Source organism: Ideonella sp. (assembly GCF_035254525.1).
Classification (GTDB): Bacteria; Pseudomonadota; Gammaproteobacteria; order Burkholderiales; family Burkholderiaceae_C; genus Ideonella.
In genome coordinates, this window is the sequence record NZ_DATFAN010000072.1 from 1 (window position 1) to 14,853 (window position 14,853).

A 14,853-nucleotide genomic window follows, 5' to 3' on the forward strand; every position below is an offset into this window, starting at 1 on the left:
GCCGACCTTCCGCCCCTGCTCCGCCCGAAGGCCCCGCTCAGGCCCGCGCGGCCTTCACCTTCAGGCGCCAGGCGTGCAGCAGCGGCTCGGTGTAGCCGCTGGGCTGCTCCTTGCCCTTGAACACCAGGTCCAGCGCGGCCTGGTAGGCGGCGCCCGTGGGGTTGGCCACCAGCGACTTGTACGCCGGGTCGCCGGCGTTCTGCTGGTCCACCTTGGCGGCCATGCGGGCGAAGGTCTCGCGCACCTGGGCTTCGGTGACCACGCCGTGGTGCAGCCAGTTGGCCATGTGCTGGCTGGAGATGCGCAGCGTCGCGCGGTCTTCCATCAGGCCGACGTTGTGGATGTCGGGCACCTTCGAGCAACCCACGCCCTGGTCGACCCAGCGCACCACGTAGCCGAGGATGCCCTGGGCGTTGTTGTCGAGCTCCTGCTGCTTCTCGGCGTCGCTCCAGGCTGGCGCGGCGACGACGGGGATCGTCAGCAGGCCGCGCAGCAGCTCTTCACGCTGCTCCTGGCGTTGCGACTTCCTGTCGCCCTTCTCGATGCCCTTCTGCACCTTGAACACGTCGACCTGGTGGTAGTGCAGCGCATGCAGCGTGGCGGCGGTCGGGCTCGGCACCCAGGCGGTGTTGGCGCCGGCCTTCGGGTGGCCGATCTTCTGCTGCAACATCCCGGCCATCAGGTCGGGCATGGCCCACATGCCCTTGCCGATCTGGGCCTTGCCGCGCAGGCCGCACTGCAAGCCGACCAGCACGTTGTTGCGCTCGTAGGCCTGGATCCAGGCACTGGTCTTCATGTCGCCCTTGCGCATCATCGGGCCGGCCTGCATGGCAGTGTGCATCTCGTCGCCGGTGCGGTCGAGGAAGCCGGTGTTGATGAAGGCCACGCGCGACTTCGCGGCGGCGATGCAGGCCTTGAGGTTGACCGAGGTGCGGCGCTCCTCGTCCATGATGCCCAGCTTGACGGTGTGCCGGGGCAGGCCCAGCAGCTTCTCGACGCGGCCGAACAGCTCGTCGGCAAAGGCCACCTCGGCCGGGCCGTGCATCTTGGGCTTGACGATGTAGACGCTGCCGGTGCGCGAGTTGCGCAGCCCGTTCGCCCCGTGGCCCTGCAGGTCGTGCAGCGCGATCGCGGTCGTCACCACCGCGTCCATGATCCCTTCGGGGATCTCCCGGCCGTCGGCGCCCCACAGGATGGACGGGTTGGTCATCAGGTGGCCGACGTTGCGCACGAACAGCAGCGAGCGGCCGTGCAGCGTGACGCTGCCGCCCGTCGGGCCGGTGTAGACGCGGTCGGCGTTCAGGCCGCGCGTCATCTCCTTGCCGCCCTTGACGAAGGTCTCGGTCAGCGTGCCCTTCAGGATGCCCAGCCAGTTGCCGTAGGCCTGCACCTTGTCGGCCGCGTCGACCACGGCGACCGAGTCTTCCAGGTCGAGAATGGTCGACAGCGCGGCTTCGACCACCAGGTCCGAGACACCGGCGGGGTCGGCTGCGCCGATCGGCGTGCCGCGGTCGATGCGGAGGTCCAGGTGCAGGCCGTGGTGCTGCAGCAGCACGGCGGACGGCGCCGCCGCGTCGCCCTGGTAGCCGACGAACTGCTTGGGCTTCTTCAAGCCGGTCGCCTGGCCGTTCTTCAGCGTGACGACCAGCGCCCCACCCTCGACCCGGTAGCCGGTGGAATCGACGTGCGAGCCTGTGGCCAGCGGGGCGGTGCGGTCCAGCACATAACGGGCGTATTCGATGACCTTGGCGCCACGCACCGGGTTGTAGGCCGTGCCCTTCTCGGCACCGTCGGTTTCGGGCAGCGCATCGGTGCCGTACAGCGCGTCGTACAGCGAGCCCCAGCGGGCATTGGCGGCGTTCAGCGCATAGCGCGCATTGGTGATCGGCACCACGAGCTGCGGGCCGGCCTGCGCGGCCAGCTCGGCGTCGACGTTCTTGGTCTTGACCTTCACTTCACCCGGGTCGTCGACGAGGTAGCCGATCTTCTCCAGGTGCTTGCGGTAGGCCTTCATCTTGGCCTTCTTGTCCAGCGGGCCGGGGTTGGCGCGGTGCCAGTCGTCCATCGCCGCCTGCAGGCGGTCACGCTCGGCCAGCAGCGCGGCGTTCTTCGGCGCCAGCTCGTGCACGATGCGGTCGAAGCCGGCCCAGAAGTCGCCCACGTCGACGCCGGTGCCGGGCAGTACCTGCTCGTCGATGAAGGTCTTCAACTCGGTGGCCACCTGCAGGCCGTGGATGGTGGTGCGTTCGGTCATCGGGGATGCCTCGTCTTGGTGTGGGGTGAAACTCAGGAAGGGAAGAAATCGAGCACGTCGCGCAGGCTGCGGCCGGTGCGGGTGGGTTCAGTGCCCAGGCGTTCGAGCGGCAGCCCGCCGCGGTTGACCCACAGCGTCGTGTAGCCGAACCAGGTGGCGCCGATCGCGTCCCAGCCGTTGCTGGAGACGAACAGGATCTCGCGCACCGGCAGGCTCAGGGCGGCGGGGCCGATCGCGTAGGCGGCCGGGTCGGTCTTGAAGCGCCGGGTCTCGTGCACGCTCAGCACCGGGTCGATGAGGTCGGACAGGCCGGCGCTGCGGACAGCGACGGCCAGCATCTCGGGGTCGCCGTTCGACAGGATGCCGGCGCGCACGCCCCGTGACTTCAACTCGGCCAGCACCGCGTGGTTCTCGGGGAAGGCCGACAGGTGCCGGTATTCGTTCATCAGCCGCTGCTCGCCCTCGGGCGCAAGCGCCAGCCCCAATCGTGCGGCGCTGAACTGCAGCGCCGCGCGGGTCAGGTCCCAGAACGGCTGGTAGCGGCCGCTCATCGAAACCAGCCGCGTGTACTCGATCTGCTTGTCGCGCCAGGCCTGGGCCAGCCGCTCGCCGGCGCCGGGAAAGAGTTGCTCGGCTGCCAGCGCGACGCTGTAAACGTCGAACAGCGTGCCGTAGGCATCGAAGAGCACGGCACGTGGGGCGGGCAGTTTGTCCATGGGGAGAATTTATTCGATACCTGGCTGCTTATTACCAGCGCCGAGAGCGATGGATTTGTGACTTGGACGCAAAGATCGAGCGTCGTACCATCGCGCCGATGGACCGGCTGAAGCAGATCGAGACCTTCGTCGCGGTGGCCACCAAGGGCAGCCTGACCGCCGCCGCGCTGGCCGAAGGCGTGGCGCCCGCGGTCATCGGCCGGCGCATGGATGCCCTCGAGGCGCGGCTCGGCGTGAAGCTGCTGCAGCGCACGACACGGCGCATCAGCCTGACCCATGAGGGCAGCGCCTTCCTCGAGAATTGCCAGCGCCTGCTGGTTGACTTCAACAACGCCGAGGCCAGCGTGTCGGCGGGTGGCGTGAAAGCCAGTGGCCACTTGCGCATCACCGGCCCGGCCGGATTCGGCCGCCGCCACCTCGCGCCGCTGGTGCCGGCTTTCCTCGCCCGCCACCCGGACGTGAGCCTGTCGCTGAACCTGTCGGACCGCGTCGTTGACCTCGTCAACGAGGGCTACGACTGCGCGGTGCGGGTGGGTGACCTGCCGGATTCCAGCCTGGTCAGCGTGCGCCTGGCCGACAACCGGCGCTTGTGCGTGGCCTCGCCGGCCTACCTGCTGCGCGCCGGCACGCCGGCCCACCCGAGCGAGCTGGCGAAGCACCAGTGCCTCACGCTGAGCTCCGAGGCCAGCCAGTCGCGCGGCTGGGCCTTCATGGTCGATGGCCAGGTGACGCATCTGCGCCCCGGCGGGCGGCTGGACTGCAGCGACGGCCAGGTGCTGCACGAGTGGTGCCGCGAGGGGCTGGGCATCGCCTGGCGCTCGACCTGGGAAGTGCAGGCCGACATCGCCGCCGGCCGGCTGGCCAGCGTGCTCGACGAGTTCGCCGCGCCGCCGAACGGCATTCACGCCGTCTTCCCCAGCGCCCGCCATCTGCCCTTGCGGGTTCGCTTGTGGATCGACTTCCTCAAGCACAGCTACGGCGACCCGTCGTACTGGACGCGCGGGGACTGACCCCCACGCTCCCTTCCGGTCGCTGCCCCCGGGGGGGCTTTTGCAGCGGACCGGCAAAGCCGGATCCACGCAAATCCCTTGGTTTTGGTTCGCGGCCGGAGTGCGTACCCATCTCGAACTAGGGTTTATCCGGATTATTCGCGAATCACAAACACGCTGTGAACGGCGCCGCTGTTTATTGCCTGGGCAACGATCTCTACAGTTGAGTCCATCGATGAGCCGCAACCGTACAACGACTCACCGAGGCTGGACAAGACGGAGCGACACAGTAAGCGCTCGCCGCCATGCCCGGAAAGTTTGAACCGTTCACTCAAAGGATGATCACCATGTTCGCCAAGCAAGCCCACATCGCCGTTGCCGCCCTCGCCTTCGCAGCCGCCGGCAGCGTTTTCGCCCAGAACGCCGACGCGCAGCGCAACGTCTTCGACAGCGAAGCCGCGCTGAGCGCGCCCGCCGCCCAGGCCCCCAGCCGCCTGACCCGCGAGCAGGTGCGCGCCGAATTCCTGGCCGCCCGCGCCAGCGGCGAAGTGAACAGCTTCGACTACGAGACGGTGGCCTACGTCAAGCCGGCCCCGGCCCGCGCGCCGCAGACCCGCGTCGCCCAATCGAGCAAGTAAGGAACCGACGCCCGGCTCCGACCGAGCCGGGCGATTCAATGAATCGATACACGCCGAAACCGCGCTGAAAGGACGCGCCACGAGCGCCCCAGCACGATGAGGCCCGTCTGACCGAGACACCCTGAAAGGACACCATCATGTTTGCCAAGCAAGCCCAATTCGCCATCGCCGTCGTTGCCCTGACCCTCGCCAATGGCGCCTTCGCCCAGTCGCCCGAGCGCAACGTGTTCGACAGCGAAGCGATCCTGCAGCTGCCCGCGTCGCAGTCGGCCCAGGGCCTGAGCCGCGAAGCGGTGCAAGCCCAGTACATCGCCCAGCGCGCCGCCAAGGGCATCTCGAGCTTCAACCCTGAGGCTTATCGCCAGGAGCAGATCGCCGGTGCCGGCACGGGCCTGGTCGCGCTGTTCAAGCGTGACGCGGCGTCCACCGCCGTGGCCCAGGCCAACGGCAAGACCCGCGCCGAAGTGCGCGCCGAGTTCCTGGCCGCCCGCGCCAACGGCGAGCTGAACCAGTTCGACACCGAGACCTACATCCGCGTCGCCCCGAGCGTGCGCCAGCCGGCCCCGACGGCCCTGGCCCAGCGCTGATCGAACCGGGCGCCACCTGAGCGCCCCAGAATGAAGAAAGGGCGGGGAGATCACTCCCCGCCCTGCTTCGTTTCTCCAACCCTCCAGCTTTCTGATCCGCACTCTAGGCCGGCCGGCCCGGCTTGCCACCCACAAAAGGTGGAACCCAGCGCGCTCAAGGGTGGGCCGCGATCACCTCGGCCACTGCCGCCGTCAGCCGCTGGCCGTAGGCCAGGTGCAGGAACTCGTTGGGGCCGTGCGCGTTGCTCTTCGGGCCCAGCACCCCGCAGACCATCATCTGCGCCTTCGGGAAGCCCAGCTGCAGCATGTTCATCAGCGGGATCGTGCCGCCCTGGCCGATGTAGCCCAGCGGCTCACCGAAGTGGGTGCGTGACGCGGCGTCGAGCGCCGTCTCGAGCCAGGGCGCGGTCGCCGGCGCGTTCCAGCCGGTGGCGCCCCAGTCGTTGGCGCGCCCATCGGGCTGGAAGGTGACCTTGGCGTTGTAGGGCGCGTTGTCTTCCAGCAGTGCCTTCAGCGCCACGGCGGCTTCGTGCCCGGGCACCAGCGGCGGCAGCCGCAGGCTCAGCTTGAACGCTGTGTAGGGGCGCAGCACGTTGCCGGCATTCGACAACGGCGGCAGCCCGTCGACCCCGGTGATCGACAGCGTCGGCCGCCAGGTGCGGTTCAGCAGCGCTTCGACCGGATCGGTCGTCGTCGGAAGCGCGACGCCACCGTCGGCGCCGCAGGCCCAGGGGTAGCGCTTCCAGACCTCGTCGCCCAGCGTGGCCGCCGTCGCGCGGGCCTGCGCGATGCGGTCGGCCGGAACCTTGCAGTGGAAGGCCGCGGGCAGCAGGTTGCCGGTCTTCGCATCCTCCAGCCGGTCCAGCACCTGGCGCAGGATGCGAAAGCTCGACGGCACCAGCCCGCTCGCGTCGCCCGAGTGGATGCCCTCGGTCAGGATCTCGACGCGCAGAGTGCCGGTGATGTTGCCGCGCAGGCTGCTGGTCAGCCAGAGCTGGTCGTAGTTGCCGGCGCCGGAGTCGAGGCAGACCACCAGGCTGACGTCACCCAACCGCGGGCGCAGCCTGTCCAGGTAGAACGGCAGGTCGAACGAGCCGGATTCCTCGCAGCTCTCGATCAGCCCGACGATGCGCGGGTGGGCGATGCCCTGCGCCTTCAGGGCTTCGATGGCACTGATGGCCGCGTAGATCGCGTAGCCGTCGTCCGCGCCGCCGCGGCCGTAGAGCTTGCCGTCCTCGATCTTCGGCGTCCAGGGGCCCAGGTCCGAGCGCCAGCCGTTGAACTCGGGCTGCTTGTCGAGGTGGCCGTACATCAGCGCCGTCTGCGTGCTGCCCGGCTTGGTCGCTGCGACCTCGAAGAAGATCACCGGGGTGCGGCCTTCGGCGCGGATGACTTCCAGCGTCAGGCCAGGCACCTTGCGGCCCTCGACCCACGCGGCGGCGTCGCGCACCACCTTGTCGATCAGGCCGTGGGCCTGCCAGTCGGGATCGAACAGCGGGCTCTTGGCCGGCACCGCGATGTAGTCGGTGAGCTGCGGCACGATGCGCTCGCGCCAGGCGGTGTCGACGAAACGGCCGAGCGCGGCCGAATCGAGCGTGGGCAGTTTGTCAGGGGCGTTCATGGTGTGAACCTCAGGCAGACGGGTGGCCGGTGGGCCGAGGCGGGCATTGTGCGCCGGCCGTCCGGCGCCGATCCAGCGACCGGCTATTCGCTGCGTGAGCGGAAATCGCGCCAGGTCAGGCCCGGCGGCGGCACCTCGCACTGGAACGGCGGCGGCGTCTCGGCCAGGCGGGCCGGATCGTTGCAGACCTCGAAGAATTCGGCCGACGCGGGATTACGGAATTCGCGCAGCCGCGCGGCGAGGTAGCTCGCCTTGTCGCGGTTGCCCGATTCGGCGAGCGCGGTGGCCCAGGCCATCATCAAGCGGCTGTCGAGCAGCGAGTGCGTCGTGCTGTCGAAGGCCGCCATCGCGCGCGATGGCGGCTCGGTCGTGGTCGCCGCGGCGTAGTCGGCATGGTGCGAAAAGAAGACGCTGCCCTGCCCGCGCTCGATCCGCTCGGCCAGCGGGCCGGCGTCGTCGCTCGGCGCATAGATCACGACGACCTTCCAATAGTCGTACACGGCGAACAGGCTGCCCGCGATCATCAGCACGCCGGCGATGCGCAGCGGCCAGCCGCGACCCTCATTGTTGGGCTCTTCGGACGCGGGCGAATCGGTGCTGGGCCGGCGCAGCGCATAGCCCCAGGCCCAGGCCGTGGGCAGCAGGAAGTAGGCATACCACAGCGGGTACTCGAAGAGGCTGTGCACGCCGATCATCAGCACCATCACGAAGGCCGCTCGCGACGCGGCGCCGCCATCACCCGCCACCTTCCACGAGCGCACACCCGCCTGCACCAGCGCCCACAGCAGCAGCCCCAGCACCAGCGTGCCCAGCGGAATGCCGAGCTCCACCCACAACTGCAGCGGCAGGTTGTGGCTGTGGTCGAAGAACGCGACCGGCCGGTCGGGGAACGGGGTCAGCGTCCAGGCGAAATTGAATTCGCCGAAACCCACGCCGGTCCACGGGTTCTCACGAATCAGCTGCAGCGTGTTGGACCAAATCGCCCAGCGCGACGAGGACACATCGCTCTCGGCCAGCCGGGCCTCGCCACCGAAGGTGTGGCCAGTCGAGTGCGCCCAGCCGGCCATCAGCAGCCAGAACGCGAGATACACGACCGGCGCCGCCACCAGCGACACGCGCACCCAGCGCGCCAGGCGCCGGTCGACCATACCCCACGCGGCCAGCAACAGCACGCCGACCACGCCGGTGCGCGAGGCCGTCAAGACGACCGCCCAGACCATCAGCGCGCCCAGGGCCAAGGCAGCTGCGCGGCGGATGCGCCAACGGTTGATGTAGCCGGCGCTCACGACCGGCACCCAGGCCACCAGCGCCCACATCAGCAGGCTGCTGAGGTGGTTGGGCTGGCGCAGATTGCCGACGGCGCGGCCCGGCAGGCCCGAGCGGGCGATGAAGTTGCCGTCCGCCCAGGTGGGGGCGAAGACTTGGATCAGCGCAATCAGCATGCTCGCACCGCCGGTCAGCAACAGCGCGAGAAGGAAACTGGGCGCGGGGACTGCGCCACCGATAGCGTCACCCGCGGCGCTGCAGGCCACCACCAGGGCTGCAGCGGACAGCGCGAGTGCGGACCAAGTCAGTGCATTCGGTAAGCTCCGTTCGGCGGACCATGCGATGGCCGCCATCAGGGCCAGCAAGATCGCGAAGATCAGCCGCAACGAACTGGTCAGCTCGGCCCAGCGCGGCGCGAAGTATGTCACCGCAATGCCCCATCCGAACAGCGCGAGCAGTTGGTTGAGGAGCGTGGCCGAGGGGGAGACGTTGTAAGCCAGCAGCGCGGGGGCGGCGATGGCCAGCGCAAAGCCGAGGAGAGAAGCGTCAGGCGCCAAGTGGGGCGCGGATGGCGTGGAACCCATGGGCCGCATTGTCGGGGCGCAGGTTGAGATCGGCGTGCGCCAACGAAAGAGGGGCGCCTCGCGGCGCCCCTCTCGTAAACCGAAGTGGTTGAGATCAGCGGCAGTTGGCCGGGAGGAACTTCTCCGCGATCGTCGAGCCCGCAGCGGCATTGCACGTCCATTCCAGCGGGTCGTTCACGGTCGCGCCAGGCGTGGGCTTCAGAACGTAGTCGCCAGCCACGGCACCAATAGCCGAAGTAACTGTGATCACCCCGTCAGCGACACCCAGGCTTGCAACGTACTGGGTCTTCTGAGTGTCGCAGCCGGCGGCGGTGCCATCGGCAGGCAGCTTTTCCATGGTCTGGTAGTACTCGGCAACCGAAGTCTTGCACTTGTCGGCGGCGAGGATGATTTCCGACACCTTGGCTCGGTTCGTGTAGTCCTGATATGCCGGCAGCGCAACCGCTGCCAGGATGCCGATGATCGCCACGACGATCATCAGTTCGATGAGGGTGAAACCTTGTTGGACGCGCTTCATATGAGCAATCTCCTGGGTCAGCTGGGGGAGGAACCTTGGAGAGCGGTGGATCCGCTCCTGACCCCCTAATCGCGAAACTCGTGCCAACCTTCGGGCGCCTTGGCGGCGTGAACTCTTCACTCGGCCTGACAAAACTGGTCGGTGTTCGTTGTCCAGTTCCGTCGATATGCAAATCTAGGTGACAAATTTTGTCAGTCCAGCTGCAAGACTTGGCCGGCCGCAAGCGCCCGCAGCGTCAGTCCGGGCAGCCGCTCGGCCAGCTCCGCCTGAACCGTCTCCATCTCGCCCGGCTTGATGTGGGTCAGCAGCACCTGCGCGCCGTCCGGCAGGTGGCGCAGCTCCTCCGCCAGCGTCGACGGGCAGTGGTGGCGGGCGTCGGCGGCCACCGCGCGGTCGGCTTCGGCGAAGGCGATTTCGATCACCAGCTGGGCAACCCGGCGCCCTTGCAGGGCTTGCCACAGCGCCGGGTTCGGGCCGGTGTCGCCGGTGTAGACCCAGCTTTGTCCGCTCGGCGCCTGCACGGCGTAGCCGCAGGCGGGCACGGCATGCGCGGCGGGCAGCACCTCGATCTCGCGCCGTGCGGCACCCAGCGTCAGCGTCTGGCCGATGGCCAGCGGCTGCAGCTGCAGCACCGGCTGCTGCTCACTCGGCAGCCGGGTGAAATCGGGCCAGAGCTGGTCGTTGAACAGGTGCTGGCGCAGGACTTGCAGCGTCTCGGGCAGTGCATGGACCAGGATCGGCGGCCGGCCCTGGCGCCGGCGCATCACGCTGTCGGCCAGCAGCGGCACGCCCAGCACGTGGTCCAGGTGCGAGTGGCTGAGCAGGATGTGGTCGATGCGCGCCAGTTCGTCGAGCGTCAGGTCGCCCACGCCGGTGCCGGCGTCGATCAGCACGTCATCGTCGACGAGGAAGCTGGTGGTGCGGCAGCCGCGGGCGATCGAGCCCGAGCAGCCGAGGATGCGGATGTTCATGTGTCGCCGCGATGGTGCGGTGGCCTGCCTGGCCGCGCAAGATGCCGATTGCGCATTTGACCGGCGATCTGCCCCACGCGGGTGACCGAAGCCGCCCTTCATGTGAACAGCATCACATGGGGCGCGCGAAGCGCCGCCCACCTCAAGTGGCGTGCGCGGATCCGGCTGAAGCCGGTCCGCTGCGCGAGCCCCAGGGCCACGAAGGGGCCCTTGTCGGGCCCGGGGGGCAGCCCCCGGAGGGGGCGTGGGGGCTCTAGCCTTGTATGAACTGCATCTGCGTGCCGGCCAGGTCGATGATGTCGCCGTTCTTCAGCGACACCACGCCTTCGCCGACGGGGGTGCCGTTGACGCTGGGGTGCGCCACGCCCTCGACGTGCGACAGCACGTAGCCAGTCGGCCGCTTGGCGATCGACGCGACCTGCACGCCGGGCTTGCCGACCGTGGTGACTGCCTTGGTCAGCAGCACCTCGCGGCCGGCCGCGCCGCCGTTGAGCACCTTGATCGAGGCCGGGATCATCGCGTGCGCGGGCGGGGGGATCGTGGCCGGGCTGGGTGGGTTGAAGCCCGGGCGCAGCACCATGGTCTTCTCGTAGTCGGGCACCTCGTCGACCAGGTACTTGATGCGGTACTTGCCGATCTCGACCGTGTCGTTGTGCACCAGCAGCTGCTTCTTGATCGCCTTGCCGTTGATGTAGGTGCCGTTGGTGCTGTTGAGGTCTTCGATGAAGACGTCATTGCCGACGGCCAGCATCACCGCGTGTTCGCCGCTGACGGCGAGGTTGTCGATGACGATGTCGTTGTAGGGCCGGCGGCCCAGCGTCGTGCGATCCTTCGTGATCGGCACTTCCTTGATGACGACGTTGTCCAGCGAAACGACCAGCTTGCCCATGCCTGTCCTCTTGTTGTCGTCGCCCCGTCAGGCGCGACGGAATGGCCACCAAGCGCGCCCTGCTTGGGCGGCACCCCCCTTGGCGCGTACCAGGACCACCGAGATATTATCCCGGCCGCCTGCCGCGTTGGCGGCAGCGATGAGCGCCTGCGCCGTCAATTCCAAACTGTCGCTTGCGCGCATCACCTGGGCGATGGTGGCGTCGGGCAGCATGTCCGACAGCCCGTCCGAGCACAGCAGCACGACGTCGCCCGAACGCAGGTCGTGGCCGACGACCTCCAGCTCGACATCCGGCTCGACGCCCACCGCCCGGGTCACCAGGTTGCGGTTCATCGAATAGACCGCTTCCTCGGGCGTCAGCAGCCCGGCATCGATCTGCTCCTGCAACAGCGAATGGTCGCGGCTGAGCTGCTCGAGCCTGCCGCCGCGCAGGCGGTAGGCCCGCGAATCGCCGACGTGGCCGACCCAGACGCGGTCGTCGTTGAACAGCGCGGCGACCAGCGTCGTGCCCATGCCGGCGTACTCGGCGCGGCTTTGCGACGCGTCGAACACCGCCCGGTTGGCGCGCTGGGCGCTGGCCATCAGGGCCTGGCGGATCTCTTCTTCGTCGCGCGGGCCGCGGTCCTCGGCCAGCCAGCGGGCGATGTCTTCGCACACGCTGTCGACCGTCATCGCACTGGCCACCTCGCCCGCGTTGTAGCCGCCCATGCCGTCGGCCAGCACGGCCAGTGCGAGGCGTTCGTCGATCCGTACGGCGTCCTCGTTGTTGCTTCGCGCACGGCCGGTGTCCAGTGCGCTGAAGAATTCGAGTTGCATGCTCACAGTGAGGGCGGTGTCGGCGAGGGGTGAACGGCCATTGTGCCTGCCTGTGCAGGCGCTGGCGCCCCGGGGGAAACCAAGGCCGCATCGAGTGCCTGCGCGATGTGACGCAGTTCGTGCGCCACGGCCTGGCCGTCGGCCAGGCGCGCCTCAGGCTGCTTGGCCAGCAGCCGCTCGATCAGCGCCGCCAGTTCGCCCGGCAGATCTGGCCGCAACGCGGCCAGCGGTGGCGCCGGCCGGCGGGTGATGTCCGCCAGCAGCTCGCCCATCGAAGCGGACTCGAAGGGCAAATGGCCCGTGAGCAACTCGAACAGCACGACGCCGAGGGCATAGAGATCGCAGCGGCCGTCGACCGGTGCGCCGGCCAGTTGCTCCGGTGCCATGTAGACCGGGGTGCCGGCCAGCACGCCGCTGCGGCTGCGCTCGGCGTCGGACAGGTGGGCGCAGCCGAAATCGGCGATCTTCAGGCGGCCGCGCCCGGGGTTGAACAGCAGGTTGGCCGGCTTGATGTCGCGGTGCACCACACCCAGGGCATGGGCGTGGCCGAGCGCTTCGGCGGCCTGGGCGAGCAATTCCAGCACCAAGGGCTCGGGCAGCAGCCGCGCCGGCGAGGTGTAGCGCGCCAGGTCACTGCCGGCGACCCACTCCATCGCGATCCAGCCGATGGCACTTTCGCCCTGGCCCTCGATGCCGGTCGCGTGGCAGCGCACGATGGAGGGGTGGTGCAGCCGCGCGGCCGCATTCGATTCACGCAGGAAACGCTCCCGCGTCAATTCGCCACCGTGCAAGCGCACCGTCTTGATCGCGATCGGCGCGCCGGTCGCGGGGTCGCTCGCCAGGTGCAACTCGCCGAGTGCGCCGTGGGCAAAGGTGCGGACCAGCGGAAAGCCGCCGATCATCACCCCGGGCATTTCGCTCGCCGATGACACATCGGCCGCCGCGCGCGCGCGGCGTGCCCAAGGCCAACGCTGCCGCCACGCCCGGCTCCAGGACGCGGCTCCGTCGCCACCCATTGCGCAATCCCCCCGTGTATCTGTGGGAGAAACCTTAGCACAGTGCCCATGCAGAGCGGGCTACAGGGGTGTCGCCGGGTCGGGGCGCCGTTGGCCGCGCGCCACGGCGGCCTGAGCGGCGTGGGGCCTGAGTCAGGCCAGCTGGGCCTGCTGGCGCCGCTTGATGAACAGGCCCAGCGCGACGACCAGGGCCGCCCCGATGCCGGCACCGACATAGACCGTGCTGTGCGGCAGCTCGCCAAAGCGGGCGACGATCGCCGGGTCGGTCAGGATCATTTCGCCTGCCAGCCAGCCCAGCAGCGCGGCGCCGGCGGTGATGATGATCGGGAAGCGCTCCATCACCTTCAGCAGCAGCGTCGAGCCGAAGATGATCAGCGGGATGCTGATGCCCAGGCCGAGCACCAGCAGCACCGTGTCGCCTTTGGCGGCGGCGGCCACCGCCAGCACATTGTCCAGGCTCATCACCAGGTCGGCGACCAGGATGGTGCGGATGGCGGCGATCAGCCCGGTGTTGGTGGTGGTGCCCTCGCCGTCCTCGCCCTCGTCTTCCTCCAGCAGCAGCGACACGCCGATGTAGACCAGAAGCAGGCCGCCGACCACCTTCAGCCAGGGCCACTTGAGCATCTCGACGGCGATCAGCGTCAGCACGATACGCATGACGATCGCCGCGGCGCTGCCGAAGAAGATGGCCTTCTTCTGCTGGTGCGGCGGCAGCGCGCGCGCCGCCAGGGCGATCACGACCGCGTTATCGCCCGAGAGCAGGATGTTGACCCAGATGATCGAGCCGAGGGCGGCCCAGAAGGCGGCGGAGGTGAGATCCATCGTGGCCCCGGAAAGGAAACAGGCAAGGAGGAAAGAAAAAGAGGGCCGCGGCCCTCTTTGGTCGTGTTGCGCGCGCTGAGTGTAAATTCAGGCGTTCGCGCGGTCGTTCGTGATAGTACGAACGACCGGCCTGCGCTCAGAGCAGCGACTTCAGCAGCTTGCCCATCTCCGACGGGTTGCGCGTGATCGTGAAGCCGCACTCTTCCATGATCGCCAGCTTGGCATCGGCCGTGTCGGCGCCGCCGGAGATCAGCGCGCCGGCGTGGCCCATGCGCTTGCCGGCCGGGGCGGTGACACCGGCGATGAAGCCGACGATGGGCTTCTTCATGTTGGCCTTGCACCAGCGCGCGGCTTCCGCCTCGTCGGGGCCGCCGATCTCGCCGATCATGATGACGGCGTCGGTGTCCGGGTCGTCGTTGAAGGCCTTCATCACGTCGATGTGCTTCAGGCCGTTGATCGGGTCGCCGCCGATGCCAACGGCGCTGGACTGGCCCAGGCCGATCTCGGTGAGCTGGGCCACGGCTTCATAGGTGAGCGTGCCGGAGCGCGACACCACGCCGATGCGGCCCTTGCGGTGGATGTGGCCGGGCATGATGCCGATCTTGATCTCTTCGGGCGTGATCAGGCCCGGGCAGTTGGGTCCGAGCAGCAGCGTCTTCTTGCCGCCGGCGGCCTCCTTGGCCTTCATCCGGTTGCGCACTTCCAGCATGTCGCGCACCGGGATGCCTTCGGTGATGCAGATGGCCAGGTCCAGGTCGGCTTCGACGGCTTCCCAGATGGCAGCCGCGGCGCCGGCCGGTGGCACATAGATCACGGAGACCGTCGCGCCGGTCTGCTGCTTGGCATCCTTGACCGACGCGAAGATCGGGATGTCGAAGATCTTCTCGCCGGCCTTCTTGGGATTCACGCCGGCCACGAAACAGTTCTTGCCGTTGGCGTATTCCTGGCACTTTTCCGTATGGAACTGACCGGTCTTGCCGGTGATGCCCTGGGTGATGATCTTGGTGTCTTTATTGATGAAAATGGACATGCAATAGCTCCTTACTTGACCGCGGCAACGATCTTGGTGGCGGCTTCGGCCATGGAATCGGCAGAAATGATGGGCAGGCCGGAATCCTTCAGGATCTGCTTGCCGATTTCCTCGTTGGTACCCTTCATGCGCACGAC

At 68.4% G+C, this 14,853-nt stretch carries 14 protein-coding genes and 1 pseudogene; 3 read left to right on the top strand and 12 right to left on the bottom strand.

Annotated features, from left to right (window positions below; genetic code table 11):
• Positions 1 to 37 precede the first annotated feature (37 nt).
• Positions 38 to 2,254, bottom strand: a complete 2,217-nt coding sequence (locus tag VJ693_RS06995; RefSeq protein ID WP_324152796.1) for a malate synthase G — start codon at positions 2,252 to 2,254, stop codon at positions 38 to 40.
• Positions 2,255 to 2,286: 32 nt separating this feature from the next.
• The gene (locus tag VJ693_RS07000) at positions 2,287 to 2,970 is read right to left on the bottom strand and encodes a haloacid dehalogenase type II (protein ID WP_324152797.1); all 684 of its coding nucleotides are present in this window, start codon (positions 2,968 to 2,970) and stop codon (positions 2,287 to 2,289) included.
• Positions 2,971 to 3,068: 98 nt separating this feature from the next.
• Here VJ693_RS07000 and VJ693_RS07005 point away from each other — a divergent pair, with 98 nt between their 5' ends.
• From VJ693_RS07005 to VJ693_RS07015, 3 genes are all read left to right on the top strand, one after another.
• Positions 3,069 to 3,980: a LysR family transcriptional regulator gene (locus tag VJ693_RS07005; protein WP_324152809.1), complete on the top strand. Its 912-nt coding sequence runs from the start codon at positions 3,069 to 3,071 to the stop codon at positions 3,978 to 3,980.
• Positions 3,981 to 4,306: 326 nt separating this feature from the next.
• The gene (locus VJ693_RS07010; RefSeq protein ID WP_324152798.1) at positions 4,307 to 4,597 is read left to right on the top strand and encodes a hypothetical protein; all 291 of its coding nucleotides are present in this window, start codon (positions 4,307 to 4,309) and stop codon (positions 4,595 to 4,597) included.
• A gap of 137 nt (positions 4,598 to 4,734) precedes the next feature.
• Entirely contained in the window at positions 4,735 to 5,184 is a 450-nt protein-coding gene (locus VJ693_RS07015; protein WP_324152799.1) for a DUF4148 domain-containing protein, read from the top strand.
• 154 nt (positions 5,185 to 5,338) lie between these two features.
• Here the strand turns inward: VJ693_RS07015 and VJ693_RS07020 are convergent, their stop codons facing one another.
• The 10 genes and pseudogenes from VJ693_RS07020 to sucC all read right to left on the bottom strand — a co-directional run.
• Positions 5,339 to 6,805: a M20 family metallopeptidase gene (locus VJ693_RS07020; RefSeq protein ID WP_324152800.1), complete on the bottom strand. Its 1,467-nt coding sequence runs from the start codon at positions 6,803 to 6,805 to the stop codon at positions 5,339 to 5,341.
• 83 nt (positions 6,806 to 6,888) lie between these two features.
• A complete protein-coding gene (locus tag VJ693_RS07025; RefSeq protein ID WP_324152801.1) occupies positions 6,889 to 8,655 on the bottom strand; it encodes a PglL family O-oligosaccharyltransferase in 1,767 nt (588 codons plus the stop codon).
• Positions 8,656 to 8,749: 94 nt separating this feature from the next.
• Complete coding sequence (locus VJ693_RS07030) at positions 8,750 to 9,172, bottom strand: pilin (protein WP_324152802.1); 423 nt, start codon at positions 9,170 to 9,172, stop codon at positions 8,750 to 8,752.
• 191 nt (positions 9,173 to 9,363) lie between these two features.
• Entirely contained in the window at positions 9,364 to 10,143 is a 780-nt protein-coding gene (locus VJ693_RS07035; protein WP_324152803.1) for a 3',5'-cyclic-nucleotide phosphodiesterase, read from the bottom strand.
• Positions 10,144 to 10,396: 253 nt separating this feature from the next.
• Positions 10,397 to 11,032 carry an FHA domain-containing protein gene (locus VJ693_RS07040; protein ID WP_324152804.1) on the bottom strand — a complete coding sequence of 212 codons (636 nt, stop codon included), beginning with the start codon at positions 11,030 to 11,032 and terminating at the stop codon, positions 10,397 to 10,399.
• A 27-nt stretch (positions 11,033 to 11,059) separates the two neighbouring features.
• The gene (locus tag VJ693_RS07045; RefSeq protein ID WP_324152805.1) at positions 11,060 to 11,848 is read right to left on the bottom strand and encodes a Stp1/IreP family PP2C-type Ser/Thr phosphatase; all 789 of its coding nucleotides are present in this window, start codon (positions 11,846 to 11,848) and stop codon (positions 11,060 to 11,062) included.
• 2 nt (positions 11,849 to 11,850) lie between these two features.
• Positions 11,851 to 12,762, bottom strand: a complete 912-nt coding sequence (locus VJ693_RS07050) for a serine/threonine-protein kinase (RefSeq protein WP_324152806.1) — start codon at positions 12,760 to 12,762, stop codon at positions 11,851 to 11,853.
• Positions 12,763 to 12,996: 234 nt separating this feature from the next.
• The gene (locus tag VJ693_RS07055) at positions 12,997 to 13,686 is read right to left on the bottom strand and encodes a TerC family protein (RefSeq protein ID WP_324152807.1); all 690 of its coding nucleotides are present in this window, start codon (positions 13,684 to 13,686) and stop codon (positions 12,997 to 12,999) included.
• Between the two features lie 136 nt (positions 13,687 to 13,822).
• Positions 13,823 to 14,716 carry a succinate--CoA ligase subunit alpha gene (gene sucD / locus VJ693_RS07060; RefSeq protein ID WP_324152808.1) on the bottom strand — a complete coding sequence of 298 codons (894 nt, stop codon included), beginning with the start codon at positions 14,714 to 14,716 and terminating at the stop codon, positions 13,823 to 13,825.
• 11 nt (positions 14,717 to 14,727) lie between these two features.
• Positions 14,728 to 14,853: pseudogene (gene sucC, locus VJ693_RS07065) on the bottom strand (succinate--CoA ligase subunit beta); the annotation flags it as partial.